A 24,354-nucleotide genomic window follows, 5' to 3' on the forward strand; every position below is an offset into this window, starting at 1 on the left:
GCTGCGCCTGCGGCCGGCCTCGGACCGGGGGTTTCACACCCCCGGACCCCAGTGGGATATTTGAGCAAAGATGAAAGCCAGGCGTCGTAGCACCATGCTTGGCGCGAATCGGCCTGACCGTCATGCTGCCGGCATTTGAAATGCGGGGGATTGGGTCATGGCGGATGTTGATGTGGTGGTTGTCGGCGCGGGTTGCGCCGGGTTGGCGGCGGCGAAGCGGTTGCTGGCGCAGGGCGTGACGGTGACCGTGCTGGAAGCGATGGACCGGATCGGCGGTCGGGCGTTGACGACGACCTCGGACTTCGGCGTGCCCTTCGACATCGGTTGCGCCTGGCTGCACGCCGCCGACCGAAATCCGTTCTTCCCCGAGGCCGTTGCGGCGGGCTGGACCTTGCAGCATCACGACATGGGCCTGGACCATCTTTGGTTCGGCAAGCGCAAGGCTACGGCGGCCGAGATGGCGGCCGAGGCCCGCGCCGCGGGGGAACTGGCCGCGTGCATCGAGCGGCACAGGGGCGAGAGCGACCGCCTGTCCACCCTGGTCGAGGCCTGCCATGGCCTGCGCGCCAGCGCCACTTTTGCCGGGCCGATGGACTATGGCGCGGATGATGACGAGATCAGCGTGACCGACTTTCGCAGCGCGGCGGACCTGGACCCGAACTATTTCACCCGCGAGGGGTTTGGTGCCCTGATCCACCACTGGGGCGCGGATGTGCCGGTGACGCTGTCCACGCCCGTCCGCCGCATCCGCTGGGACGGGCCGGGGGTTCAGGTCGAGACCGACAAGGGCACAATCCGTGCCCGGGCAGTGATCGTCACCGTATCGACCGGCGTTCTGGCCTTTGAGGATATCGCCTTTACCCCCGACCTGCCCGACGACCACCTTGAGGCGATCTGCGACCTGCCGATGGGCCTTCTGACCAAGATCCCGGTCAGGATCGAGGGAACCCGGCTGGGACTGCAACCCTTTGACGACGTGCTGATCGAACGCCATGCACGGCACGATCTGTATTTCCTTGCCTTCCCCTTCGACACCGACCTGATGGTCGGCTTTGTCGGTGGCGATTTCGCCTGGGAGATGGAGGCGGCAGGGCGCGATGCGGCGGTGGATTTCGTCACCGACCGGTTGGTGGAGATCTTCGGCTCGGACGTTCATCGCGCGGTGACCGGCGGCACCATGACCAACTGGTCGGCCGAGCGTCACGTGCGCGGTGCCTACGCTGCCGCCCGGCCGGGCAAGGCCCATGCCCGCGAAATCCTGTCGCGCCCGGTGGGCGAGCGGATCTGGTTCGCCGGCGAGGCTTTGGCAGGCGGGTTGAAACAGACAGCCGGCGGGGCGCGGCTGTCGGGCGAGGCGGTGGCGGGCAAGGTGGCGCTATGGCTCTCGCATCAGGATGACGCGGCGTGAGTGGCTGGCAAACTCGCGCCGCAAGAGGACGGCGGTGGCCAGCGTCGTGCCGGCGACAAGGCCCCAGGGACCCAGCAGCCAGCCCAGCGCGGCCAGCGCGAAATAGATCGACCGCAGGCCCCGGTTAAAGCTTTTCGCGGCGGTGATGTTGATCTCGGCTGCCTGTCCGGCGCGGTGAAAGGCCAGCGGGTCCTGCGGATCATTCGGGACGGCGGCCATCAGGATCGAGCAGTAGCCGAACAGCCGGTGCGCCCAGACGAACTTCAGCAGCGCATTGGCCAGGAAACCGATCACCGGCAGCATCCGCAGCGCCATGTCGGGGCCAGAGCCGGCCAGCGGCAAATCCTCGGCCAGACGCTGCACCGCGCCGGCATTGCCGATCAGGGCCACCCCGCCGCCAATCGCGATCATGCAGGCGCTGGCAAAGAAAGCGGTGCCCTGCCGCAGGCTGTCGATCAGGGTGGCATCGAAAATCCGCGGCTGCCGGGTGACAAAGGTTCGCATCCAGTCGCGCCGATAGTCCTGCATGATCAGCGAGACGGAAGGGCGGCGCGCTGGCGGGTTCTCGATCAGCCAACTGCCCAGAAGCCAGGCAAGGACCAGATAGCCAAGGACGGCGGCGTCAAGCGGGGCGAGGGGACCGATGGGAAGTGTCATGGCCGCAGGTTAAAGCGCGGGCGGCGGCGGCGGAAGGGGAATGTCCATTTGGGGTTTTCGCTTGCGGTTTGGGAAATTGGTTATATTATCTTACCAATCAGCAGGAGGGGCCGCCGATGCAGATGCCAAAGCCGGATCAGGGCGTCCTTGCCCGCAAGTCCCGCATCGTGACCCGCCTGCGTGCCGTCCTGCCCGCCGATGCGGTGATCGACGCGGTTGAGGAATTGCGCGTCTATGAATGCGACGCGCTGACCGCCTACCGCTGCCCGCCGCTTGCCGCAGTGCTGCCCCGCACGACGGATGAAGTCGCGGCCGTGCTGCGCGTCTGTTGGGAGGAGGGGGTGCCGGTGGTCCCGCGCGGCTCGGGGACCAGCCTGGCCGGGGGCGCGATGCCGACGGCGGACAGCGTGATCCTGGGTGTGGCGCGGATGAACCGGGTGCTGGCGGCCGATTATGACAACCGCTTTGTCCATGTCGAGGCCGGGCGGACCAACCTGAGCGTCACCGGCGCGGTCGAGGCGGAGGGGTTCTTCTATGCGCCCGATCCCTCCAGCCAGCTGGCCTGCGCGATTGCCGGGAACATCGCGATGAACTCGGGCGGGGCGCACTGCCTGAAGTATGGCGTGACGACGAACAACCTTCTGGGCGTGCGGCTGGTGCAAATGGACGGGACCATCGTGACGCTGGGCGGACCTTGGGGCGAGCCGTCGGGCCTGGACCTTCTGGGCGTGGTCTGCGGGTCCGAGGGGCAGTTGGGCGTTGTGACCGAGGCCTGGCTGCGCATCCTGCCAAAGCCCGAAGGCGCGCGGCCGGTGCTGGTCGGCTTCAACTCGAACGAGGTCGCGGGGGCTTGCGTCAGCGACATCATCAAGGCCGGCATCCTGCCCGTCGCGATCGAATTCATGGACCGCCCCTGCATCCGCGCGACCGAGGCTTTTGCCAAGGCCGGCTACCCGGATTGCGAGGCCTTGCTGATCATCGAGGTCGAGGGGTCCGAGGCCGAGATTGCCGAACAGCTTGGCCGGATCAAGGACATCGCGCTGGCCCACGACCCGGTGGAATTCCGCGAGGCGGCAGACGAGGATCAGGCCAAGCGCATCTGGCTGGGGCGGAAGTCGGCCTTCGGCGCGATGGGGCAGATCAACGATTACATGTGCCTGGACGGGACGATCCCGGTCTCCAGCCTGCCGCATGTGCTGAAGCGGATCGGCGAGATGAGCCAGGAGTTCGGCTTGGACGTCGGCAACGTCTTTCACGCGGGCGACGGCAACATGCATCCGTTGATCCTGTTCAACGCCAACACCCCCGGCGATCTTGAGAAATGCGAAGCCTTCGGTGCGGAAATCCTGAAGCTTTGCGTGGAGGTGGGGGGATGCCTGACCGGTGAGCATGGCGTCGGGATCGAGAAGCGCGATCTGATGGCGGTGCAGTTCGCTCCTGCCGATATGGAGGCGCAGATGCGGGTGAAGGATGTGTTCGACCCGAAATGGCTTTTGAACCCGGCGAAAGTGTTTCCCCTGGCAACCAGCGCCGAGCGGCGCGCGGGTTGAAAGCGCCGGGGGTTTTGCACCCCCGGACCCCCGCAGGATACTTGCAGACAGAAAATGAGAGCGTGATGCGGCCTGTGACAGAAGCGGAACTGGCGGAAGCCGTGGCGGGGGCGTCGGGGCCGCTTCTGGTGCGCGGCGGGGGCACGCGGACCTTGGGCCATGCGGTGGGCGAGGTGCTGGAAACCGGCGGCCTGTCGGGGGTGGAACTTTACGAGCCGGGCGCGCTGACGCTGGTGGTGCGCGCGGGGACGCCGGTCGCTGAGGTGGAAGAGGTGCTGGCAAGCGAACGCCAGCGGCTGGCCTTCGAGGTGCCGGATCTGCGGGGCCTTCTGGGACGTGAGGGCCTGTCGACCATCGGGGGTGTGCTGGCGGCCAACGCTTCGGGTCCGCGTCGGGTGCAGGTGGGGGCCGCCCGGGACGCGGCGCTTGGCGTGCGGTTCGTCGATGGGACCGGCGCGGTAGTCAAGAACGGCGGGCGCGTGATGAAGAACGTCACCGGCTATGACCTGGTGAAGCTGATGGCCGGCAGCCGGGGCGCGCTTGGCGTGCTGAGCGAGGTCAGCTTCAAGGTGCAGGCCCAGCCCGAAGCCGAGGCAACGCTCATCGTCGAAGGCCTGGGCGACGAAGCGGGGCTTGCCGCCCTGCGCGTGGCGCTGGGGTCGCCCTTCGATGTGTCGGGTGCCGCGCGGCATTCGGGGCGCAGCCTGATCCGGGTCGAGGGGATGGCGGGGTCGGTGGCCTACCGCGTGCGCGAGTTGACCGCGCGGGTTGGCGGCGAGGTTTCGGTGGTCGAGGCCGAAGCCTCAACCCGGCTTTGGCGCGAGGTGCGGGATGTGGCGCCGTTCCATGGCCGCCCCGGCGAGGTCTGGCGCATCGCCACGCTGCCCACGGTGGCGGCCGAGATCGTCGCCGGGCTGGAGGGTCAGGCGCTGTGGGACTGGGGTGGTGGGCTGATCTGGCTGCTTCTGGATCACGGGCGCGGGGCCGAGGTCGCGGCGGCAGTCGCGGGCCGTGGCCACGCGACGTTGGTGCGGGGCGAAGGCGGGCCGGTCTTTCCGCCCGAGGCGCCCGAGGTGGCGGCACTGGTCGCGGGGGTTAAGGCGAAGTTCGACCCCAGGGGAATTCTCAATCGCGGGATGATGGGCTGATGCAGACGACGTTCACGCCAGAGCAACTGGCCGATCCCGGCATCGCCCGCGCCAACGAGATCCTGCGCTCCTGCGTGCATTGCGGGTTCTGCACGGCGACCTGCCCGACCTATCAGGTGCTGGGGGATGAGTTGGACAGCCCCAGGGGCCGGATCTACCTGATCAAGGACATGCTGGAGGCGGGTCGGCCGGCGGATGAAAAGACGGTCAAGCACATCGACCGGTGTCTGTCCTGCCTGGCCTGCATGACCACCTGTCCCAGTGGCGTGCATTACATGCATCTGGTCGACCATGCCCGCGCCCATATTGAAAAGACCTACAAGCGGCCCTTCACGGACCGGGTGCTGCGCGCCGTGCTGGCGCGGGTGATCCCCTATCCCGGCCGCTTCCGTCTGGCGCTGCTGGCGGCCAAGATCGGCCGGCCCTTCGCCTGGCTGATCCCCGACGCGCGGGTGCAGGCGATGCTGAAGATGGCGCCCAAGACGATCCCGCCGGTCAGCCGCAATGACGACCCCCAGGTCTTTCCGGCCGAAGGTCAGCGGCGGATGCGGGTCGCGCTGATGACCGGCTGCGCGCAGAAGGCGCTGAACACCGACATCAATGACGCCACGATCCGCCTGCTGCGCCGTCTGGGCTGCGAGGTAGTCGTGGCCAAGGGCCAGGGCTGCTGCGGGGCGCTGACGCATCACATGGGGAAAGAGGACCTCTCCCATGCCAGCGCCGCCGCCAATATCCGGGCCTGGATGGCCGAAAAGCAGGCCGGGGGCCTGGATGCAATCGTCATCAACACCTCGGGCTGCGGGACGACGGTGAAGGACTATGGCCACATGTTCCGCACCGACCCGTTGGCGGGGGATGCGGCGACTGTGGCGGGATTGGCCAAGGATATCAGCGAGGTGCTGGTCACGCTGGGCCTGCCGCAGGGCGCGCCCAAGGGGCTGCGGGTCGCCTATCACGCCGCTTGCAGCTTGCAGCACGGCCAGCAGATCAAGACCGCGCCCAAGGATCTGCTGAAACGCGCGGGGTTCGAGGTGGTGGAGCCCGCCGACAGCCACCTGTGCTGCGGCAGCGCCGGCACCTACAACCTGCTGCAACCCGAGATCAGCGCAGAACTGAAACGTCGCAAGGTGCAGACGCTGGAGGCAAAGGCCCCCCAGGTGATCGCGGCGGGAAATATCGGCTGCATGATGCAGATCGGGTCGGGCACCGGAATTCCGGTGGTGCATACGGTGGAACTTCTGGATTGGGCCACAGGCGGGCCGAAACCGCAGGCGCTGGGCTAGCGCGCCCTTGCGGAACGGGCCAAAAATCCGCCTAACTTGCCGGGTAGGTGCAGGCCATGCGGATGGGAGGTTCAATGCGTCACCTGATTCCCGCGCTGCTTGCCCTCTGGCTGGCCCTTCCCGGCCAGGCTGCGGCGCAGGATGCCGATATCGTTAGCCTGCAGACGGCGGATGATTCGCGCGGTTGGGACGCGGTGGGCAAGCTGGTGCTGGGCGACCGTGGCTTTTGCACCGGCGCGCTGATCGCCCCGCAACTGGTGCTGACTGCGGCGCATTGCCTCTATGACAAGGCGACCGGCGTGCAGATGCGGCCCGAGGATATCCAGTTCCAGGCCGGGTTTCGCAACGGTCGGGCGGTGGCTTACCGTAGCGTGGCCCGCGCCGTGGCCCATCCCGACTATCGCTATGTGGCCGAGGACAAGCTGGAGCGGGTGACCTCGGACCTTGCACTGCTAGAACTGAACCAGCCGATCCGCCTCCCCTCGCTGATCCCGTTCGAGACCGGGGCGACCCCGGTCGAAGGGGACCGCGTCGGTGTCGTCTCTTACGCGCAGGACCGGGCCGAGGCGCCCTCGATCCAGGAATTCTGCGAGGTGCTGGCCGGCCGGCGCCAGACGCTGATCCTGTCCTGCAACGTCGATTTCGGGTCCTCGGGCGCGCCCGTGTTTGCGGTGCATGACGGGGTGGCACGGGTGGTCTCGGTCATCTCGGCCAAGGCCGAAGTCGATGGCCGCAAGGTGGCCTTGGCCGTGCCCCTGGCCGAACCCCTGCACGCGCTGCACATCGCGCTGGAGGCCAGCAAGGCACGCAGCCGGACCGGGACCGAGACGGTGCGTGTGCTGTCGGGCGGGCAAAGCGACGGCGCCAAGTTCATCAAGCCATGATGCTGCGGGCGGTCATCGCCCTGGTTCTGCTGGCAGGCCCGGTGGCCGGTCAGGGCCTGGACCGGCTGACAACGCGTGAGGATCTGCGCGGGTTCGAGGCGGTGGGCCGTGTCGATGTCGCGGGCGGCGGCTTCTGCACCGGCGCGCTGATCGCGCCGGACCTTGTTCTGACAGCCGGGCATTGCGTGCTGCGCGACGACGGCTCGCCGGTCCCGGCCGAGACGATCACCTTCCGCGCCGGGCTGTCGGACGGGGTGGCACTGGCCGAGGCGACCGTGCGCCGCACCGTCGTTGACCCCGCCTTCCGGCCGCTGGAAGTAGCGCCCATGGACATGCTGGCGCTGGACGTGGCGCTTCTGGAACTGGCACAGCCGATCCCGACTGCCCAGATCTCGCCCTTCGTGGTGGCCGAACCGGGGCCGGGGGATGAGGTCAGCGTGGTGTCCTATGCGGCCGGCCGGGAAGAGGCTTTGTCCTGGCAGCCGGTCTGTCATGCCTTGCACCGGCAGGGTGCGCTTCTGGCCTTCGACTGCGACGTGGCCGCAGGGTCGTCCGGCGCGCCGGTTCTGGATCGGTCGCACTATCGGGCGAAGATCGTCTCGATCATCTCGGCCGGCAGCACGATGGAGGGCCAGCCCATCGCCATCGGGATGCAACTGCCCGGCAGGGTCGCCGCGCTGAAGTCGGCCCTGCGCAGCGGCCAGGCCACCAGCGAGGCCCCGGCCGTCGAGGGGGAACGCAAGGTCGGCAAGCGGATCACCGTGGGCGGGGGGGCGGGCGACACCGGCGCCCGGTTCATCACCCCCTGACCGGGTCTTGAAAGGCCGGTTTCCGCTTCTTACCTCACAGTCATCCGGGTGCCATGACGGGCCCGGGAACCCTGCCTTGCCCGAGAAGGGAAGGCCCCTGACATCGCTTCCAGGAGGATGACAATGCGTAACCTTGATTTCGCGCCGCTCTACCGTGCCACCGTCGGTTTTGACCGCATCGCCGACATGATGGACCGTGTGCTGTCCAGTGACGTGGCCCAGCCGACCTACCCGCCCTACAACATCGAAAAGACCGCTGATAATGCCTATCGCATCTCGATCGCCGTCGCCGGCTTTGCGCCCGACGAGTTGAGTGTCGAGGTCAAGGATGGCACCCTGCACGTCTCGGCCCGCAAGGCGACCGATGAGACCGACCGCGCCTATCTGCACCGTGGCATCGCGACCCGCGCGTTCGAGCGCCGCTTTGCCTTGGCCGACCATGTCCGCGTCGCGGGCGCCGCGCATGAGCACGGCATGCTGCACATCGACCTGGTCCGCGAAGTGCCCGAGGCGATGAAACCCCGCCGGATCGAGATCGCCCGCGCCAACGGCGCGACCCCGGTGATCGAGGCGAAGCCCGAACAGGTCAACTGATCGCGACATCCTGAAAAAAGCGGCGCGTCCCGGGCCGGGGCGCGCCGTTTCACTTGTGCCCGACTGCTCGTCGATGACTGCGTCACTCCTCGCGGTTCATCCAGCGACGAGAAGCCGCGCCTCAGTTCGCCGCCAGCGCCTGCGCCAGCCGCATCAGCGTCACCGCCTCGTTGCGATAGCCGTAAGCATCCTCGCCCCGGGCCGAGGCCGCCAGCGCAATCGCTTCGTCCCAGCCCCAGTCGCCCAGGTAAACCGAGCCCTGCAAAAGCTGCCCAAAGCCCGCGATGGCGGCGGCAAAGCGCGCCTCCTCGCTGGCCGGTTCCGCCCCGGTGATCGCGGTCTCGGCCAGGGTCGACACCTCGGCCCCCGGCGCCTTCCAGCGCAGACGCAGGAAGCCAACCTCTCCCCCCGCACCTTCGGCTGGGGCCGCGCCATAGCGCAGGGGATCGTTCCGCAGCGCGTCAGACCCCGGCGCGGTCACCTCATAGATCGCGGTCACTTGGCGGCCCGCGCCGATCGCGCCCGCGTCCACCCGGTCGTTGTTGAAATCCTCGCGCCGCAGGGCACGGGTCTCATAGCCGATCAGCCGGTACTCCGCGACTTCGGCAGGGTTCCATTCGACCTGGATCTTCACGTCATCCGCAATTGGGAACAGCGCCCCGGTCAATTGGTCGACCAGCACCTTCCGCGCCTCGGACAGCGTATCGATGTACGCCGCCGTCCCGTTGCCGTTCTGCGCCAGCGCCTGCATCACCGCATCGTCCAGGTTGCCCCGCCCGAAGCCCAGGACCGACAGATAGGTCCCCGTCTCGCGCTGCCGGGCGACATAGGCTTCCAGCCCCTCGGGGTCGCTGACCCCGACGTTGAAATCGCCATCGGTCGCCAGAAGGATGCGGCTGATCTCTCCATCAGCCTTCATCGCCTCGGCCACCTGATAGGCCAGCTCCAGCCCTTCCGCCCCGGCGGTGGACCCGCCTGCCGACAGCGTCTCCAGCGCGGCCAGGATCGTCTCGCGCTCTGCGGCCGGGGTGGGGGGCAGGACCTGGCCCGCCGATCCGGCATAGGCGACGATGGCGATCTGATCCTCGGGCCGCAGTTCGGCCAGCATCAGCGCCAGCGACTGCTTCAAGAGCCCCAGCTTGTTCGGATCCTCCATCGAGCCTGAGGTGTCGATCAGGAACACCAGGTTCAGCGGCGGTCGGTCCGCCACCGCAGGGAGCGCGCCCTGGATCCCGATGGTCACCAGCCGCGTGCCGGTATTCCACGGCGTCTGCATCACCGAGACATTGGTCGAAAACGCGGCCTCGGGCGTCGGCGCGGGATAGGCGTAAGGGAAATAGTTCACCATCTCCTCGACCCGCACCTGGTCGGGCGTGGGCAGGACGCCCAGGTTGAGCGAGGATCGGATGACCGCCCAGGACGCCGTGTCGACATCGATCGAGAAGGTCGAGACCGGCTCTTCCGCCGTGACCTTCACCGGGTTGGCGGCGGCAGTGGCATAGGCTTCGCTGTCCTGCACCTGCGGCTGGACCAGATCGGGCAGGGGGGCGATCACCGGATCGGCGGCGATGTAGCCCACCGCGCCATCGGCCGTTTCCGCGGGGGCCTCAAGCCGCAGCCGCGCCTCGGCCTCTGGCAGCCCCATTGGAGCGGAGGGGGCCGCCTCTTCCTCGATTGGCTCACTCAGCGCCAGGTTCCCAGGGGCTTCGGTCTTGGCAGCGGGCTCGGACCGGGCGGGCGCTGCCGGTTCGGGTTGGGCCAGGTTCGGGGACAGGATCTCGCCCGACAGCTCGAATTCCTCGGCCGTGATCCCATCCATGGGTTCGGCCTCGGCCATCGAGCTGGCTGTCCCGGCGTCCAGGGCAGGGTCGGCCGGCGCGGTGGCAGGGGCGGCGGCATCGGCCGGCGTGCTCCGCTTTGCGGTGGGAGTCTCGGACGCCGGCAGCGCACCCGGGCCGGTCAGGCGCAGGTCTGCAACCGGCAGGATCACCGCGACGCCAAGCACCAGCGCGGCGGCCGAGGTGGTCATGGCCAGGGCCGGCCGGGAAGTCAGAAGGTTCAGCATGCGACGCACTCCGTTCATTGCGGCCGCCTTCGGGCGGTCCTCACTGGAACGGGGCGCCTGGGGCGATCCTTGGAGACGGTCGAAATTTTCCATCGCCAAAGCCATGGCCCAGGCCTTCGCCTCGGCATCGGGCGCCGGGGCGGCCTGCAAATGCTTGCGGAGGTCGTGAAGATCGTCGGTCACTTCGCCTCCTCCCGTGCCATGGCCCGCAGGCGCTTCTTCACTTCGCTCATCCGCCAGGCGATTGTGCCCTCGCTGACGCCAAGGACAACCCCGGCGTCGGCTTGCGTCATCTCTTCGCCCAGGACCAGCGCCACGGTGTCGCGCAGGTCCGGTGGCAGCTGCGTCATCGCCTGGGCCAGCCAACCGGCCGCTTCGGCCTGGACCTGGATTTCGTCCTGCCGGGCCAGTTCCCAGTCGCCCCAGCCCTGCGCCGCACGGCTGCGGGTCGCTTGCCGGCGGCGCAGATCGTGCGCGGCATTGACCACGACGCGATACAGCCAGGTGGTGAACCGCGCCTCGCCGCGCCAGTTGCGCAGCTTGGCCGGCAGGGCGGCGCAGATGTCCTGGGTCAGGTCCTCGGCCTCGGCCTTCGATCCGGTCAACCGCCAGGCCAGCCCGTGCATCCGGTCGTAATGCCGCCCGACCAGCGTGGCAAAGGCCGCCCGGTCCCCCTGGGCAGCATGGGTCGCAAGCGTCTCATCGGGCGTGTCCATCAGCATCACGTTATCTGTGACGCAGGTGCCGGTGCAATCCTTGGGCCGCGCCCGGAAATCCTTACCCCGGACAAAAAGACCCCCGGCACCGGGGGAAGCCGGGCCGGGGGTTGTGGGCCTGTTCAGGTCTTCGATCACTTGGGGAAAGGGGATCAGAAGAGCAGGCCGTCGTAGATGCCATAGGCGCTTGCAGTGGTGTTCAGCGCAGCGCCTTCGTCACGGGCATAGGCGGTGATCGCGTTATAGGTGCCCGGCCCGAACTTGCCGTCGATCCCGCCGCGATAGTAGCCCCAGGCGCGCAGGTTGCGCTGGATCGCCTTGCGCTCGGACAGCGAATAGCTCTGGAACGCGCGGCCGGCCGGGGTGGCGTAGATCGAGGTCGCGGTCCGCACCGGGCGTTCGACATAGACAACCTCGGGGGCGCGCCGGGCCTCGCGGGCCTTGCGGCCTTGTTTCAGCAATTCGTCGACGATGACCGCCGTGGCGACACCGGCGACGAAGCCCTGCTCCTTTTCGCCCCAGGCAAGGGCCGGGGTGGCGGGCACGGCGGCGATCGCGGCAGCAGTCAGGCCGGCGATCAGGGTGGTGCGGGCTTTGGTGACAGAGAGCAGCATGTCATGGTCCTTTCGTGGGTCCCGGGCAGTCCGGGGTAGATGCCAATCGGTATGGGCATTCGGGCCACGCTAGGCAAAAGCGTCGCGACGTTAGCAAAAAACGCGCGGTTGTTATCGGATAACGTCAGGAATAACAAAGGTTTAAGTCATAGCGTCCCGCTGGAAAGCAAGGCGGAAAGCCGGTCTAAACCTTCCTCCAGCCGCGCTTCCGGCCCGCCGCCCGCCCCGATGCGGATGTGATGCGGCAAATCGTAGGCCGAGCCGGGCAGCAGGAAGGTGCGGTAGGGCGGCTGCAAAAGGGCGCGGGCCAGGGTCTCGCCATCGACCCCCGCCACCCGCGCCAGCCCGATCAACCCCGCCTCGGGCCGGTGCCAGCTTAGTCGCGCTTCCCCGGCCACGAAACGGTCCAGCCGGTCCAGCGTTTCGGCGCCCTCAGCCCGCGCCCGCCCCAGCGAGGCCGCCAACCGCTCCGGTCGCAGCGCAACCTCGGCGATATGCTCGCCCAGGGTGTTCATGATCTCGGACGAATTCTCGCGCAGGATCATCGCGTCGCGGATCACCTCCGGCGACTGGCAGATCATCCAACCGGTCCGCAGCCCCTGCAGCCCTAGCGCCTTGGAGACCGACCCCGTGGTGATCCCGAACCGCGTCAGCCCCGCGATGGAGGGGGGGCGCGGTCCGGCCCATTCCAGCCCGGCATAAACCTCGTCCACCACCAGCCAGATACCGTGGCGTTCGGCCAGCGCGGCCAAGGCGCGCAGGTCTGCTTCGGGAATCAGCCGGCCGGTCGGATTGTTCGGGTTGGTCAGAAAAATCATCCGCGTCCTTGGCGTGATCGCCGCTTCGACGGATTCAGGGTCCAGCCACCAGCCTTGGCCCTCATCCCGCGAAACCTCCACCAGCCTCGCGCCGATGGCCTTGGCCATGACGCCCGCCTGCGGCCAGCCGGGCGCTTCGGTGATGATCTCATCGCCGGCGGTCAGCATCTGGCGGAAGAGCAGGTAGTTCGCCTCGGCCGCGCCTGCCGTGACCAGCACGCTGTCCAGGGGTAGGTCGAGGCCTGCCTGGTCCAGCACCCTTTGCCGCAAGGCAGGCAGGCCCAGGAAGCTTTTCCCGTTCCAATCCAGCGACAGCTCGGGGTCAAGGTCGGGCAGAAAGTCCTTCAGCCGCGGAGAGCGCGCCAGTGAAAAACCGATGAAGCACTCCGGCGGCTTGGCGGCCGTGGTCTCCAAGAGGTAATCGAACAGCTTGTGAATGGTGACCTTCATCCGCCCCTCCGCGCAACCCCAAGAATTTTAAGTAAAATTCTTGTCAAATTTCTTACTCAAGAAATTTGGCCCCCTTACCGTACGTCGCGCCCCTGGTTCAGGATGATGACATTGCCCGACGACACGTCCCCGGCGGGCGAGATCAGGAACCCCACCCAGTTCGCAATCTCCTCGGGCTGCATCGCCCGCCCATGCGGCATGGCGCTGATCGCTTTCGCCAGCACCTCCTCGGTCAGCACGTTGAACAAGGGCGTCTCGGTCATCGCCGGCGCGATGGAGTTCACCGCGATTTTCTCGCGCGCATAGCGCCGCGCCAGGTCCTTGGTCAGCGTATCCATCGCGGCCTTCGAGGCCCGGTAATGCGGCGGGTCGAATACGTCGAAATTGTAGGCCCCGTTCGACGAGATGTTGACGATCTTCCGCACCCCAGGCCGCCCCGCCATCGCCCTCACCGCACCCTGACAGCAATGGAAGGCAGATGAGAAGTTGATCGCCATCTGCCGGTCCAACTCACTGGCCGGAATGTCCGGGAAGTCCGACATGAAGCAGGTGCCGGCATTGTTGACCAGCGCGTCCACTCCGCCAAACCGGGCGGTCAGCCGGTCGAAGAGGTCGGCAATAGCCTCGGAATCGGTCAAATCCACCGCTTCGGGCACAAAGCCGACACGATCCGCCGCCATCGCCAGCAGCGCCGCGCCGTCGATGTCGACGCCCACCACCGTCAGCCCGTCAACAAGCAGGCGGTCGGTGAAGGCCCTGCCCAACCCTCCGGCGGCTCCGGTGACGACGGCGATGCGGGTGGTCATGGCTGCGCTCCTTGGCATGGGAAAGCCAGCCTAGGCGAAGCCCAAGGCCGGCTCAATCCATCCCGTCACGCGGTCACGGCGCTTTCGGCAAAGCGTCGAAATCGGCGGCCGAGTGACGCTCCGGCAGCTTCTCCCAGTCCTCGCCCCAGGAACGGTTGACCTTGCGCCCCCGGATCACCCCCGGCCGCGCGTCGATGCGCTTGGCCCAGGCCAGGACATGCTTGTAGCTGTCCACCTCCAGGAACTCGGCCGCGTTATAGGCGCGGCCCATCACCATGTTGCCGTACCAGGCATAGATCGCCATGTCGGCCAAGGAGTATTCTCCCGCCATCCACTCATTCTGCGCCAGATGCTGGTCCAGCACGTCCAACTGCCGCTTTGTCTCCATCGCATAGCGGTTGATCGCGTATTCGATCTTGACCGGGGCGTAGGCGTAGAAATGCCCGAAGCCGCCGCCGACGAAAGGCGCGGACCCCATCTGCCAGAACAGCCAGCTGAACATTTCGGTCCGCTGGCGCGGGTCCTTGGGGATGAAGGCGCCGCCGAACTTCTCGGCCAGATACAGCATGATCGAGGCGCTTTCGAACACCCGCTGGCCGGGCGTGACGCCATGATCCATCAGCGCCGGGATCTTCGAGTTCGGGTTTACCGCGACAAAGCCCGACCCGAACTGGTCGCCCTTGGAAATTTCGATCAGCCAGGCGTCGTATTCGGCGTCATGGCCGGCTTCCAGCAACTCCTCCAAAAGGATCGTCACCTTGACCCCGTTCGGCGTCGCCAGCGAATACAACTGCAAGGGATGCTTGCCGACCGGCAATTCCTTGTCATGCGTGGCGCCGGCAATGGGACGGTTGATGCTGGCGAAAGTCCCGCCCGAGGGCTGCTCCCATTTCCAGACCTTCGGCGGGGTATAGTCGTTCGACATGGTATGGCCCTTGCTTTTGGGTTCGGACAAGGAAGCTAGTGCATCCCCTTGCGCCCCACCATAGGCCCGAAACGGCGGGACTACCCTGCCGAAACGCACAAAGGGCGGCGCTGCGGCCGCCCCTTGCACAAAATGGCCTTACGTCAGACCGACAGGCAGACGTATTTCAGTTCCATATAGTCATCCAGCCCGTGGCGGCTGCCCTCGCGGCCCAGGCCCGACTGCTTGACCCCGCCGAACGGTGCCATCTCGTTCGAGATGAGGCCGGTATTCACCCCGACCATCCCGTATTCCAGCGCCTCTTGCACGCGCGTGATGCGGCCGATGTCGCGGGCATAGAAGTAGCTTGCCAGACCGAAGATCGTGGCGTTGGCCAGTTCGATCACCTCTTCCTCGGTCTCGAACTTGAAGAGGGGGGCCAGAGGTCCGAACGTTTCTTCCTGCGCGACTTTCATGTCGGGCTTCACGCCGGTCACGACGGTCGGCTGGAAGAAGGTCCCACCCAGCTCATGCCGCTTGCCGCCGGTGACGATCTGCCCGCCACCCGCCAGCACGTCGGCAATATGCTCTTCGACCTTGTCCACGGCATCCGCGTTGATCAGCGGGCCGGTGGTGACGCCCGGCTTCAGCCCGTCGCCAATGGCCAGCTTCTCGACCGCCGCGGCCAGCTTCTTGGCGAAGGCATCATAGACCCCGGCCTGCACATAGATCCGGTTCGCGCAGACGCAGGTCTGGCCGTTGTTGCGGAACTTCGAGATCATCGCGCCCTCGACCGCCGCATCCAGATCGGCGTCGTCAAAGACGATGAAGGGCGCGTTGCCGCCCAGCTCCATGCTGCATTTCAGGATCTGGTCCGCCGCCTGCTTCAACAGGATGCGACCCACTTCCGTCGACCCGGTAAAGGTCAGCTTGCGGATCAGCGGGTTCTCGCAGAACTCTTTCCCGATGTCCGACGACCGCTTCGAGGTGATGACCGAGAAGAGGCCCGCCGGCACCCCGGCCCGCTCGGCCAGCACCGCCAAAGCCAGCGCCGACAGCGGAGTCTCCGCCGCAGGACGCGCGACGAAACCACAACCGGCCGCAAGGGCAGGGGCCACCTTCCGCGCGATCATCGCGTTGGGGAAGTTCCAGGGCGTGATGGACGCGGCCACGCCAATCGGCTGCTTCAGGACATGGATGCGCTTGTCGCGCTGGTGGCCGGGAATGATGTCGCCATAGGTGCGCTTGGCTTCCTCGCCGTAGAACTCGATGTAGGAGGCACCATAGGCGATCTCGCCCTTGGCCTCGGCCAGGGGCTTGCCCATTTCGGCGGTCAGGATGGTGGCCAGGTCGTCCTGGTTCGCCATGCACAGATCAAACCACTTGCGCAGCACCTGGGCGCGTTCCTTGGCCGTCCGCTTGGCCCATTCGCGGTGGGCGGTGTGGGCAGCCTTGATCGCGCGGGCGGCTTCGGCACGGCCAAGGTTCGGCAGGTGGCAGATCACATCGCCCCGTGCCGGGTTCGTCACGGGGAAAGTGCTGCCATCGTCCGCCGCGATCCACTCACCAGCGACATAGGACTTGGTGACCAGCAGCGAGGGGTCTTTCAAAAGCGACGCGAGGTCGGTCACGGAATCGAGCATGGGGGCCTCCATTTGTTAGCCAAAGGCCTGCCACGCGGGGGGCGCGATGTCCAGTTTTCCGGGCGGGATCGGGCCAGAATTTGATCAAACTCTGGCCCGACTGGCCTGAACCTAGCGCGGTGCGTCGAAGCTGATCAGGGCGGGACCGTCGATGGTTTCGGCCAGCTTGCGGATCGTGGCCGGGTCGCTGCCGTTCACCGTCACCATGATCCGCCCGTCGGCCAGCGCGGTCATCGAACTGGTCTGGTCATAGAACGCCAGCCCGTTCAACTCGACCGGAGCACCCAGGATCATCTGCATGTTCGGATCGGTCAGCGCCGCTGCCATCCCTGCCATCAGGGGCGTGTCCAGATTGTAGGTCACGGTGGCATAGCTGCCATCTTCGGCCGAGTAGCTGGCCTCGGCCCCCGTGCCCCCGCCGATCATCGCCAGATTGGCCATGTAGTCGGCCTGCAGCGTCTGGGTCATGCCCTTGGGGGCGGCGGGCAGCAGGGCCTCCAGCCGCTGGGCCCGTTCGGCGTTCAGGGCGGCGGTCGCGGCGGCAAGTTCCGCGGCTGCCGCCTTCAGGTCGCCCGCTGCCTGGGCGGCAAGGGCAGCCTCCAGCCGGGGGCTGACCTCGTCGGAAAGAGCGGGGGTGGACAGGGCAAGGCTGGCAAGAAGGAAAGTGGCAAGACGCATGAAACGCTCCAATAATGTGGCCAGGCCACTATGGAGCATCGGCGCACAACGGCAAGATGTCAGCCGTTGGCGTGCATCCGCTCGATATAGCCGCGCATTTCCTCGGCCTCGTGACGGGCATCGCGCAGGCCCTCCATCGCGGCCTTCAGTTCGGCCTCGGTCTGGCTGATGTGGTTCATCAACTCGGCCTCGCGCTGCTCCATATAGGCCAGGGCCTGGTCGCGCAGTTCTTCGGCCTCGTGCAGCGATTGCGCCAGCTTGTCCATCTCGGCCATGTCGCCGCCCTGGACGCGGGTGAAGCGGTGCAACAGCCAGTGCGCGAACCAGCCCATCGCAAAGGCGACCAGCAGGATGACGGCGGTGGCGATGACGTATTCGGTCCGGTTCATTCGTCTTCCCCGGCCTCAAGATCGGCGGGCCGTGGCAAGGGTCGTATCGTCTTTTCTGTCGGAGCAACAGAGGGGCTGGTATCCGCCTGTCCCGCAGGCGCGGCCTCGGCCGCGGAATCCGATGTTGCTGCCGGGGCCTCAGTCGCTGTTGTAGCCGCCTCGGCCACCGCCTCGGGCGCCTGTGTGGCGGGCGGCGGCGCGCCAGAGGGCAGGGTTTCAGCGGCCTGCACACCTTTCAGCACGAATTCGATACGCCGGTTCGCTTCGCGGCCTTCTTCCGTCTCGTTGTCGGCAATGGGCATCGATTCGCCATAGCCTTCGGCCGTCATCCCGGTGATGTCGACCCGCCGGCCCTGCAGCGCCAGCAGCACCGCCTCGGCCCGGGCCTGCGACAGCGCCAGGTTGCCGCCCTCGGACCCTTGGGAATCGGTGTGGCCGCCGATTTCCAGCTGCATCGGCGGGCAGGCGGTCAGGATGCCGGCCAACTCGTCCAGCACCGGCCGGGCCGTCGTGGCGATCTCGGCGCTGGCCGGGGTGAAGGTGATCTTCGTCCGCGCGATCACCCGGTTCACATCCGCCGCACATTCCTCGGGCGTCGGCAGGGCGGCAAGGGGATCCAGCGCCTCGTCATAGCGGACATTCACCCGGAAGGTCTGGCCCTGGCCCAGCTTGCCCGACAGGATCTGCGTGATCTTCCCCCGCGTTTCGGTAGACCCGGTGACCCCGGTGACTTCCACCAGGTCGGCCCGCACCAGAAGCGAGCCGTTTTCGACCAGCGACAGCGCCTCCAGCCCCGCCAGCACCCGGATCGGCCAGCCATCCGGCAGCGTCTCGTCCACCCGGGTCGCCGTTACCACATCAGCCCCTTCGAAGGCCGCGCGGGCGAAGGCGTCCACGGCCTGGCGCTGCATCTCGTCGGTCAGGCGGCCGCGCAGGGTCACCCTGCCATCCTCGGCCAGGATCGCGGTGAACTCGGCCGGGCCCTGGGTCGCGCTTTCCTTCTTCTCCAGCGTCGAGGTCAGCGAGAACGCATCGGGCAACCCGGTCTCCAACTCGCCCACCACCTTGTCGAAGGCGGCCTGAGTGACGTCGCTGCCGGCAAGCAGCGTCACGTCGCCGTCCGAAAAGGTGACGGAACCCGAGCCAAGTTCCGCGACCGCGCCAATCGCCTTGACCACCGCCTCGGCCCAGCGGGGCGTGGGCGTGCCGATCCCGATGGTGCAACTGGGCCGGCCTGTCACCCCGGCCGTTGCCGCCGCCGCCAGGATCTGGCGCTGCGCCCGGTCGGTATCGGCCGAGCAGCTGTCGAACCGCGCGCCGTCCCCGTCCACCACGAAGCGCAGCGTGAACGGCGTGATCACCGGTCGCGGGGCCGAGATGTCCAGCACCAGCCGCACCCCTTCTGGTGTCATGGCGGTCAAGTCACGCTCCAGCTGGCCCTTCTGCGCCGCGCTGTCGGAAATCGCCGTGACCTCCACCACCTCGGCCGTGACCGAGACCTTGGAGCGTGGCAGGCGTTGCAGGGCCTTCAACCCGAAATCCAGCGCCGCGCCCCAGGTTGCGGGCGCGGGGTAATCGGCGGTCTCCAGGATGTTTTTCAGCTCGATCCCCGGGGTCAGGGCGGCGGCGGCCTCGGCCAGCGCGGCCTCGGACAGGGCCCCTTCGGCGGGGTTCAGCGGCATCAGCCCGATCAGTTGCACCCCGTCCTCGGTCCGCAACATCTGGACCGAGAAATCCGGCGCCTCGATCGCCGAGGCGGGCGTCACGTCCAGCCCGTCGCGGATGCGAGAGCTGTCGATCAGCGCGCCGACCAGGTTCACCGCGCGGAACCGCGCAGCCTCGTTCGGGGCGGTGCCGGTCAGATGGACCTGCAACCCGTCGGTGCGGACGCTGATCCAGTCGATGTTCTGCTCGGCCAGCCGGGCCTCGACTGCGCGCTGGGTGCGCGATTCGATCACCAACGCGGTGCCATAGGCCACGGATACCATCAGGATCGCCGCCAGCACGAAGGCCAGCAGCGCCAGGGTGGTCGAGGAAAGCTTGCGGATCAGGGGCAGCACGTAAACCGGCGGGGGCGACTCAGGCGCGCAGCGGGCGCCTTGGGCTTCCTAGGGGTTTGGACGCCCGGGTTCAACCAAGCCATCCGGCGCAGGCAAGAAACGGCACAGGGATCAGCCCGGCATTCCGGTTCGCCCGGAACGCCACCAGGCAACTCGCCGGATCGTCCAGGTCCAGCCGCAGCATCTGGCCGACGATGTTCCACCCCATCGCCCAGATGCCCAACAGGCCCAGGACCGTCGGGATCAGCCGGTCATGGGCCGCCACGACGGCCCCGGCGAACAAGAGCATGGTCAGGACGAAGAACCCCCACAGCCAGGTCCGGCTTTGCGCCCCGAACAGCCGCGCGGTGGATTTCACCCCGATCAGCGCATCATCCTCGCGGTCCTGATGGGCATAGATCGTGTCATAGTACAGCGTCCAGGCGATCCCGGCGGCGTACAGCAGCAGCGCAGCCAAAGGCACCGCGCCGGAATGCGCCGCCCACATCAGCAGCGCGCCCCAGTTGAAGGCCAGGCCCAGAAAGACCTGCGGCCACCAGGTGAACCGCTTGGCAAACGGATAGACCGCGACCAGCGCCAGGCTGGCCACGCCCAGCCCCACCGCCAGCCAGTTGTAGGTGAACAGGATCCCCGCCGCGAGCGCCGCCTGCACCACCATCCAGACCAAAGCCCCCCGCACCGTCACCTGCCCCGAGGGGATCGGCCGGCTGCGCGTGCGGGTGACACTCGCGTCGATGTGACGGTCGGTGATGTCGTTCCAGGTGCACCCCGCCCCCCGCATCAGGAAGGCCCCCACGCCCGAGGATGCCGCCAGCCACAGGTCCCAGCCGGTGAACCCGTCCGCGCCACCCGCCAGGGCCAGCGCCCACAGGCAGGGCAGCCACAACAGCCAGGTCCCGATCGGCCGGTCGGCCCGGCTTAGCCGCAGATAGGGCCGCGCGCCGGGTGGGGCATACAGGTCGACCCAGTTGCCCTTTGGCGCGTCGGCCACCATGCCCGCGGTTTGGCCCTCTGGAATTTGCGGCGGCGGGGTCATAGGGTCACGCTCATGTCGGATATCAGGCTTCATGTAGACCAGCCGCTTGCCCCGGGGCAAGCCGTGGCCCTTTCGCCGGACCAGGCGCATTACCTTGTCGGCGTCATGCGCCTGGGCTTGGGCGACCCGGTCCTTCTGTTCAACGGCCGGGATGGTGAGTGGCGGGCCACCCTGACCCACGCCGCCAAACGCGGCGCCATCGTCACTTGCGACCGGCAGACCCGCCCGCTGCACCTGCCGCCTGACCTTTGGCTCCTCTTCGCGCCGATCAAGAAGGCCCGCACCGACTTTATCGTCGAAAAGGCGGTCGAGCTGGGTGTCGCACGTATCCTCCCGGTCCAGACCCGCCACACCAATTCCGAACGCATCCGCCAGGACCGCCTGCAGGCCCATGCACTGGAAGCGGCCGAGCAATGCGGCGCGACCTATGTGCCCGAGGTCGCCGACCTGATCCCCCTCGACAAGCTGATGGCGAAATGGCCCGAGGGCCGCCGCCTTTACTGGTGCGATGAAAGCGCCGCCGGCCAGCCCGCCAGTCTGACTGCCACAACAGGCCCCGCCGCCATCCTGATCGGCCCCGAAGGCGGCTTTTCGGCTGACGAAGCCCAACGCCTGCGCGCGCGGCCCGATACTGTGCCCCTGTCCCTCGGCCCCCGCATCCTGCGCGCCGACACCGCGGCCGTGGCGGCCATCACCCTGTGGCAGGCGGCCTGCGGGGACTGGCGATGATCCGGCCCGAGCTTCAGGCCCAACTCCTCCGCTGGCGCGAGGTCATTGCCGGCCTTGCCATCACCGCCATCGGCGGCTGGACCGCCTGGCAGGGCGGGTACCTTCTTCTTCCGCTTGGCCTGATCGTCGCGGCCCTGGGCCTGGCCTGGGCGCTTCAATCCCTGCGCCGCCTGCGCTTTCATCAGGACGGCGACGCCCCCGGCATCCTCCGCGTGACCGAGGCGCAGATCGCCTACATGGGCCCGCGCACCGGCGGCTTCATCGGCCTGCCCGACCTGATCGAGATCCGGCTTCTTACCCTGCGCGGACGGCGGATCTGGAAGCTGAAACAGGCCGACGGCCAGCTGCTGCACATCCCCGTCGAAGCGCAGGGCGCCGATGCCCTTTTCGACGCCTTCGCCGCCCTGCCGGGGATGGATACCGCCGCTCTGGTCGCCGCGCTGGGGACCGAGGCCCCGACCGACAGCACCGTGATCGCGCTGAACGCCGTCGACCGGCTGGTCTGGGCGCGCAAGGGGCAGGGGGTCGTCGTGCGCTGATGCACGGTCAGCCCTGCGCCACCACCCGCAGCACCCCCCCTTGACTTGCCCCGCGCCGCAAGACACCTGTTGTCGCCCGGCCATCCCGCCGAACAGACCCGGAGCCTGCGCCATGTCCATTCCCCAGTCCGGCGGCGGACCGATCGAAAGTTTCGACCAACTCGCCGGCATGATGGAATCCGGCTGCAAGCCCAAGGCCGACTGGCGCATCGGCGCCGAGCACGAGAAATTCGGCTGGCTCACCGACACCCGCGCGCCTTTGCCCTATGCCGGCGACCGTTCGATCTCGGCCATCTTCGCTGCCCTCGAATCGCGCTACGGCTGGCAGCCTGTGCGCGAGGGCGAGCATGTCATCGGCCTGACACGCAACGGCGCGAACATCAGTCTGGAACCCGGCGGTCAGTTCGAACTTTCGGGCGCCCCCCTCGCCTCGACGCTGGAGGTCGGAGCCGAGCTGCAGAACCACCTGGACGAGGTGCGCAGCATCGCTGATCCGATGGGCGTGCGCTTCATGGGGATCGGTGCGGCCCCGGAGTGGACGCATGACCAGATGCCGGTGATGCCCAAGGGTCGCTACCGGCTGATGACCGATTACATGGGCCGCGTCGGCACCCATGGCACGCAGATGATGTACCGCACCTGCACCGTGCAGGTGAACCTCGATTACGCGTCCGAGGCCGACATGGTGAAGAAGCTGCGCGTCGCGCTGGCCTTGCAGCCGGTGGCGACCGCGCTCTTTGCCTCCAGCCCGTTCTTCGAGGGGCGGCCCAACGGCCACCGCAGCTGGCGCAGCCGGATCTGGCGGGGTCTGGACGACAGCCGCACCGGAATGCTGCCCTTCGCCTTTGATCAGGGCATGGGCTTTCAGGCTTACGTCGACTGGGTGCTGGATGTGCCGATGTACTTCGTCTACCGCGACGGCAAGTACATCAACGCCCTGGGCCAGTCGTTCCGCGATTTCCTTGCTGGCAAACTGCCCGCGCTGCCCGGCGAAAAGCCCACGCTGTCCGACTGGGCCGACCACATGACCACCGTTTTCCCCGAAGCCCGGGTGAAGAAATACATCGAGATGCGCGGCGCCGATTGCGGCGACCAGGCGCATATCGCGGCACTTCCGGCCTTCTGGGTGGGCCTGATGTATGACCAGACCGCGCTGGACGCCGCCTGGGATCTGGTCAAGGGCTTTGACACCGAAACCCGCGAAGGGTTGCGCGTCGCCGCCTCGGTCTCGGCCCTTGCGGGAGAGGCTGGGGGTGTGAAGATCATGGACCTCGCCCGCGCCACAGTTGGTCTGTCGCACGCCGGCCTTGCCGCGCGGGGCTTCGGCGAAGAGGCGCAGCTTCAGCCGTTGGTCGAAAGCCTAAAGACCGGGAAAGTGCAGGCCGACAGATGGCTGGACCTGTATAACGGGGCCTGGGGCCAGGACCTGACCCCGCTTTACCAGGCGTCCAGCCTTTAGGCCCTTTTCCGCTCGGGCAGGTCCAGCCAGACCTTGCCATCCCTCCAGCCGCCCTTAACCAACCGGCCGGGCGCGCCCATCTGCGGAAACTCGGCGATCCGGTCGCGAAAGCGGTCGTTGCTGATGACGATGGCCCCGGTGTCGCGGGCATAAGTCAGCAAGTAGGGGTCCGCCTGCACCCCCTTCGGCACCACCATCACCCGGCCCGCGCCGATGCCAAGCGCACGTCCCAGATGCCGGTCGTCCGCGTGCCGGCCGAACAGTTTGTAGCCGGCATTGGCGTCGAAAATCACACCGGCCCGATACCCGCGCTCTTGCAGCTGCCGCAGGACCTGCTTCACCGGGGCCAGTTTGGCCGTATTGTCCTGCCAGTGCATGACGTTTGACCCGTCGATGACGGCCTCTGGCTTCCGCGCCCGCTTCCGCCGCCACAGCAGCAGCAGCAGGATGCCCAGCAGCAGAACGGCAAAGCCCCCAAACAGAAGCATATCGTCCATGGCTCAGGAGGCCTTCTTCCGCCCGATCTTCGGCTCGGTCCCCGCCTTGATCCGGCGCAGGTTCTCGGCGTGGCGGATGTAGACCAGCACGGTCAGCACCATGACCAGCAGCAGCATCCGCCCCTCCTGGAACCAGACCAGCCACGCCGAACTGGAGGCCGCCGCCACCAATGCCGCGGCCGAGGAAATGCGGATCACCGCCGCCGCCGCCAGCCAGGTCGCGCAGACCGCCAGCCCGACGGGCCAGGACAGCACCAGCAGCGTGCCCAGGAAGGTCGCCACACCCTTGCCGCCCTTGAAGCCCAGCCAGACCGGAAACAGATGCCCCAGGAACGACGCCAGCGCCGCCAACTGCGCCGCATCCTCGGCCAGGGTCGCCCGTGCAACCAGCACCGCGATACCACCCTTGCCGGCGTCCAAGAGCAGCGTCGCCAGTGCCGCCCCCTTGCTGCCCGTCCGCAGCACATTGGTCGCGCCGATGTTCCCCGACCCGATCTTGCGCAAATCGCCCAGGCCCATGGCGCGGGTGATCACGAGGCCAAAGGGAATCGAGCCCAGCAGATAGGCCAGCACGGCCGTCAGAAGCAGAAGCTGGGACGAGGTGACAATTTCGGGCAT

24 protein-coding genes are annotated in these 24,354 nt (G+C 67.5%); 10 read left to right on the forward strand and 14 right to left on the reverse strand.

Features of this window, described 5'->3' with window-relative positions:
- Positions 1 to 157 precede the first annotated feature (157 nt).
- Positions 158 to 1,408 (forward strand): flavin monoamine oxidase family protein, encoded by a 1,251-nt coding sequence (locus tag CXR42_RS12020; RefSeq protein ID WP_103257820.1) that lies wholly within the window; start codon positions 158 to 160, stop codon positions 1,406 to 1,408.
- Here CXR42_RS12020 and CXR42_RS12025 read toward each other — a convergent pair.
- Complete coding sequence (locus CXR42_RS12025) at positions 1,376 to 2,065, reverse strand: DUF599 domain-containing protein (RefSeq protein WP_103257821.1); 690 nt, start codon at positions 2,063 to 2,065, stop codon at positions 1,376 to 1,378. The genes CXR42_RS12020 and CXR42_RS12025 overlap by 33 nt on opposite strands.
- Before the next feature lie 116 nt (positions 2,066 to 2,181).
- Between CXR42_RS12025 and CXR42_RS12030 the strand changes: the two genes are divergently transcribed.
- The 6 genes from CXR42_RS12030 to CXR42_RS12055 all read left to right on the forward strand — a co-directional run bounded on the left by CXR42_RS12030 (position 2,182) and on the right by CXR42_RS12055 (position 8,333).
- Complete coding sequence (locus tag CXR42_RS12030) at positions 2,182 to 3,615, forward strand: FAD-linked oxidase C-terminal domain-containing protein (RefSeq protein ID WP_103257822.1); 1,434 nt, start codon at positions 2,182 to 2,184, stop codon at positions 3,613 to 3,615.
- A 65-nt stretch (positions 3,616 to 3,680) separates the two neighbouring features.
- Positions 3,681 to 4,763 carry an FAD-binding protein gene (locus CXR42_RS12035; protein WP_103257823.1) on the forward strand — a complete coding sequence of 361 codons (1,083 nt, stop codon included), beginning with the start codon at positions 3,681 to 3,683 and terminating at the stop codon, positions 4,761 to 4,763.
- The gene (gene glcF / locus CXR42_RS12040) at positions 4,763 to 6,046 is read left to right on the forward strand and encodes a glycolate oxidase subunit GlcF (protein WP_103257824.1); all 1,284 of its coding nucleotides are present in this window, start codon (positions 4,763 to 4,765) and stop codon (positions 6,044 to 6,046) included. The genes CXR42_RS12035 and glcF overlap by 1 nt, the downstream gene beginning before the upstream one ends.
- Before the next feature lie 74 nt (positions 6,047 to 6,120).
- Positions 6,121 to 6,930: a trypsin-like serine peptidase gene (locus tag CXR42_RS12045; RefSeq protein WP_103257825.1), complete on the forward strand. Its 810-nt coding sequence runs from the start codon at positions 6,121 to 6,123 to the stop codon at positions 6,928 to 6,930.
- The gene (locus CXR42_RS12050) at positions 6,927 to 7,739 is read left to right on the forward strand and encodes a trypsin-like serine peptidase (RefSeq protein ID WP_103257826.1); all 813 of its coding nucleotides are present in this window, start codon (positions 6,927 to 6,929) and stop codon (positions 7,737 to 7,739) included. Before CXR42_RS12045 ends, CXR42_RS12050 begins: the two co-directional genes overlap by 4 nt.
- A gap of 123 nt (positions 7,740 to 7,862) precedes the next feature.
- Complete coding sequence (locus tag CXR42_RS12055) at positions 7,863 to 8,333, forward strand: Hsp20 family protein (RefSeq protein WP_103257827.1); 471 nt, start codon at positions 7,863 to 7,865, stop codon at positions 8,331 to 8,333.
- A 121-nt stretch (positions 8,334 to 8,454) separates the two neighbouring features.
- Here CXR42_RS12055 and CXR42_RS12060 read toward each other — a convergent pair whose 3' ends face one another.
- From CXR42_RS12060 to ubiA, 11 genes are all read right to left on the reverse strand, one after another.
- Entirely contained in the window at positions 8,455 to 10,362 is a 1,908-nt protein-coding gene (locus tag CXR42_RS12060; RefSeq protein ID WP_425444866.1) for a vWA domain-containing protein, read from the reverse strand.
- Between the two features lie 215 nt (positions 10,363 to 10,577).
- The gene (locus tag CXR42_RS12065; protein ID WP_103258252.1) at positions 10,578 to 11,114 is read right to left on the reverse strand and encodes an RNA polymerase sigma factor; all 537 of its coding nucleotides are present in this window, start codon (positions 11,112 to 11,114) and stop codon (positions 10,578 to 10,580) included.
- Between the two features lie 152 nt (positions 11,115 to 11,266).
- On the reverse strand, positions 11,267 to 11,728 hold the full coding sequence (locus tag CXR42_RS12070; RefSeq protein WP_103257828.1) for a peptidoglycan-binding domain-containing protein: 462 nt from the start codon (positions 11,726 to 11,728) through the stop codon (positions 11,267 to 11,269).
- Positions 11,729 to 11,874: 146 nt separating this feature from the next.
- Complete coding sequence (locus CXR42_RS12075; protein ID WP_103257829.1) at positions 11,875 to 12,996, reverse strand: pyridoxal phosphate-dependent aminotransferase; 1,122 nt, start codon at positions 12,994 to 12,996, stop codon at positions 11,875 to 11,877.
- A gap of 74 nt (positions 12,997 to 13,070) precedes the next feature.
- Positions 13,071 to 13,802, reverse strand: coding sequence for an SDR family NAD(P)-dependent oxidoreductase (locus CXR42_RS12080; protein ID WP_103257830.1), 732 nt, complete (start codon positions 13,800 to 13,802; stop codon positions 13,071 to 13,073).
- A 73-nt stretch (positions 13,803 to 13,875) separates the two neighbouring features.
- A complete protein-coding gene (gene yghU / locus CXR42_RS12085; protein ID WP_103257831.1) occupies positions 13,876 to 14,727 on the reverse strand; it encodes a glutathione-dependent disulfide-bond oxidoreductase in 852 nt (283 codons plus the stop codon).
- 143 nt (positions 14,728 to 14,870) lie between these two features.
- Positions 14,871 to 16,349, reverse strand: coding sequence for an NAD-dependent succinate-semialdehyde dehydrogenase (locus CXR42_RS12090; RefSeq protein WP_103258253.1), 1,479 nt, complete (start codon positions 16,347 to 16,349; stop codon positions 14,871 to 14,873).
- A gap of 111 nt (positions 16,350 to 16,460) precedes the next feature.
- The gene (locus tag CXR42_RS12095; protein ID WP_103257832.1) at positions 16,461 to 17,027 is read right to left on the reverse strand and encodes a hypothetical protein; all 567 of its coding nucleotides are present in this window, start codon (positions 17,025 to 17,027) and stop codon (positions 16,461 to 16,463) included.
- Between the two features lie 59 nt (positions 17,028 to 17,086).
- A complete protein-coding gene (locus CXR42_RS12100; protein WP_103257833.1) occupies positions 17,087 to 17,416 on the reverse strand; it encodes a hypothetical protein in 330 nt (109 codons plus the stop codon).
- Positions 17,413 to 19,476: an OmpA family protein gene (locus CXR42_RS12105; protein ID WP_245875435.1), complete on the reverse strand. Its 2,064-nt coding sequence runs from the start codon at positions 19,474 to 19,476 to the stop codon at positions 17,413 to 17,415. Before CXR42_RS12105 ends, CXR42_RS12100 begins: the two co-directional genes overlap by 4 nt.
- A 70-nt stretch (positions 19,477 to 19,546) precedes the next feature.
- Positions 19,547 to 20,512, reverse strand: coding sequence for a 4-hydroxybenzoate octaprenyltransferase (gene ubiA, locus CXR42_RS12110; protein ID WP_103257834.1), 966 nt, complete (start codon positions 20,510 to 20,512; stop codon positions 19,547 to 19,549).
- 12 nt (positions 20,513 to 20,524) lie between these two features.
- On the opposite strand from ubiA, the gene CXR42_RS12115 reads away from it, so the two are divergent.
- From CXR42_RS12115 to CXR42_RS12125, 3 genes are all read left to right on the forward strand, one after another.
- The gene (locus tag CXR42_RS12115; RefSeq protein WP_103257835.1) at positions 20,525 to 21,241 is read left to right on the forward strand and encodes a 16S rRNA (uracil(1498)-N(3))-methyltransferase; all 717 of its coding nucleotides are present in this window, start codon (positions 20,525 to 20,527) and stop codon (positions 21,239 to 21,241) included.
- A complete protein-coding gene (locus CXR42_RS12120; RefSeq protein WP_245875436.1) occupies positions 21,238 to 21,780 on the forward strand; it encodes a hypothetical protein in 543 nt (180 codons plus the stop codon). Before CXR42_RS12115 ends, CXR42_RS12120 begins: the two co-directional genes overlap by 4 nt.
- Positions 21,781 to 21,892: 112 nt before the next feature.
- Positions 21,893 to 23,239 carry a glutamate--cysteine ligase gene (locus tag CXR42_RS12125; protein WP_103257836.1) on the forward strand — a complete coding sequence of 449 codons (1,347 nt, stop codon included), beginning with the start codon at positions 21,893 to 21,895 and terminating at the stop codon, positions 23,237 to 23,239.
- On the opposite strand, the gene CXR42_RS12130 is transcribed toward CXR42_RS12125, so the two are convergent.
- Positions 23,236 to 23,736, reverse strand: a complete 501-nt coding sequence (locus CXR42_RS12130) for an NYN domain-containing protein (protein WP_103257837.1) — start codon at positions 23,734 to 23,736, stop codon at positions 23,236 to 23,238. The two genes, CXR42_RS12125 and CXR42_RS12130, sit on opposite strands and share 4 nt — an antisense overlap.
- A gap of 3 nt (positions 23,737 to 23,739) precedes the next feature.
- Positions 23,740 to 24,354 carry a glycerol-3-phosphate 1-O-acyltransferase PlsY gene (gene plsY, locus CXR42_RS12135; protein ID WP_103257838.1) on the reverse strand — a complete coding sequence of 205 codons (615 nt, stop codon included), beginning with the start codon at positions 24,352 to 24,354 and terminating at the stop codon, positions 23,740 to 23,742.

It is taken from the genome of Tabrizicola aquatica (assembly GCF_002900975.1).
Classification (GTDB): Bacteria; Pseudomonadota; Alphaproteobacteria; order Rhodobacterales; family Rhodobacteraceae; genus Tabrizicola; species Tabrizicola aquatica.

What these genes read in the sequence shown, in the direction of transcription:
- CXR42_RS12075 (WP_103257829.1), bottom strand. Translation starts at nt 12,996, where the DNA reads ATGAAGGTCACCATTCACAAGCTGTTCGATTACCTCTTGGAGACCACG.
- CXR42_RS12120 (WP_245875436.1), top strand. Translation starts at nt 21,238, where the DNA reads ATGATCCGGCCCGAGCTTCAGGCCCAACTCCTCCGCTGGCGCGAGGTC.
- CXR42_RS12065 (WP_103258252.1), bottom strand. Translation starts at nt 11,114, where the DNA reads ATGGACACGCCCGATGAGACGCTTGCGACCCATGCTGCCCAGGGGGAC.
- CXR42_RS12130 (WP_103257837.1), bottom strand. Translation starts at nt 23,736, where the DNA reads ATGGACGATATGCTTCTGTTTGGGGGCTTTGCCGTTCTGCTGCTGGGC.
- CXR42_RS12115 (WP_103257835.1), top strand. Translation starts at nt 20,525, where the DNA reads ATGTCGGATATCAGGCTTCATGTAGACCAGCCGCTTGCCCCGGGGCAA.
- CXR42_RS12100 (WP_103257833.1), bottom strand. Translation starts at nt 17,416, where the DNA reads ATGAACCGGACCGAATACGTCATCGCCACCGCCGTCATCCTGCTGGTC.
- CXR42_RS12080 (WP_103257830.1), bottom strand. Translation starts at nt 13,802, where the DNA reads ATGACCACCCGCATCGCCGTCGTCACCGGAGCCGCCGGAGGGTTGGGC.
- CXR42_RS12020 (WP_103257820.1), top strand. Translation starts at nt 158, where the DNA reads ATGGCGGATGTTGATGTGGTGGTTGTCGGCGCGGGTTGCGCCGGGTTG.
- plsY (WP_103257838.1), bottom strand. Translation starts at nt 24,354, where the DNA reads ATGCCCGAAATTGTCACCTCGTCCCAGCTTCTGCTTCTGACGGCCGTG.
- CXR42_RS12060 (WP_425444866.1), bottom strand. Translation starts at nt 10,362, where the DNA reads ATGACCACCTCGGCCGCCGCGCTGGTGCTTGGCGTCGCGGTGATCCTG.
- CXR42_RS12095 (WP_103257832.1), bottom strand. Translation starts at nt 17,027, where the DNA reads ATGCGTCTTGCCACTTTCCTTCTTGCCAGCCTTGCCCTGTCCACCCCC.
- CXR42_RS12055 (WP_103257827.1), top strand. Translation starts at nt 7,863, where the DNA reads ATGCGTAACCTTGATTTCGCGCCGCTCTACCGTGCCACCGTCGGTTTT.
- CXR42_RS12125 (WP_103257836.1), top strand. Translation starts at nt 21,893, where the DNA reads ATGTCCATTCCCCAGTCCGGCGGCGGACCGATCGAAAGTTTCGACCAA.
- ubiA (WP_103257834.1), bottom strand. Translation starts at nt 20,512, where the DNA reads ATGACCCCGCCGCCGCAAATTCCAGAGGGCCAAACCGCGGGCATGGTG.
- glcF (WP_103257824.1), top strand. Translation starts at nt 4,763, where the DNA reads ATGCAGACGACGTTCACGCCAGAGCAACTGGCCGATCCCGGCATCGCC.
- yghU (WP_103257831.1), bottom strand. Translation starts at nt 14,727, where the DNA reads ATGTCGAACGACTATACCCCGCCGAAGGTCTGGAAATGGGAGCAGCCC.
- CXR42_RS12045 (WP_103257825.1), top strand. Translation starts at nt 6,121, where the DNA reads ATGCGTCACCTGATTCCCGCGCTGCTTGCCCTCTGGCTGGCCCTTCCC.
- CXR42_RS12050 (WP_103257826.1), top strand. Translation starts at nt 6,927, where the DNA reads ATGATGCTGCGGGCGGTCATCGCCCTGGTTCTGCTGGCAGGCCCGGTG.
- CXR42_RS12025 (WP_103257821.1), bottom strand. Translation starts at nt 2,065, where the DNA reads ATGACACTTCCCATCGGTCCCCTCGCCCCGCTTGACGCCGCCGTCCTT.
- CXR42_RS12035 (WP_103257823.1), top strand. Translation starts at nt 3,681, where the DNA reads ATGCGGCCTGTGACAGAAGCGGAACTGGCGGAAGCCGTGGCGGGGGCG.
- CXR42_RS12090 (WP_103258253.1), bottom strand. Translation starts at nt 16,349, where the DNA reads ATGCTCGATTCCGTGACCGACCTCGCGTCGCTTTTGAAAGACCCCTCG.
- CXR42_RS12030 (WP_103257822.1), top strand. Translation starts at nt 2,182, where the DNA reads ATGCAGATGCCAAAGCCGGATCAGGGCGTCCTTGCCCGCAAGTCCCGC.
- CXR42_RS12070 (WP_103257828.1), bottom strand. Translation starts at nt 11,728, where the DNA reads ATGCTGCTCTCTGTCACCAAAGCCCGCACCACCCTGATCGCCGGCCTG.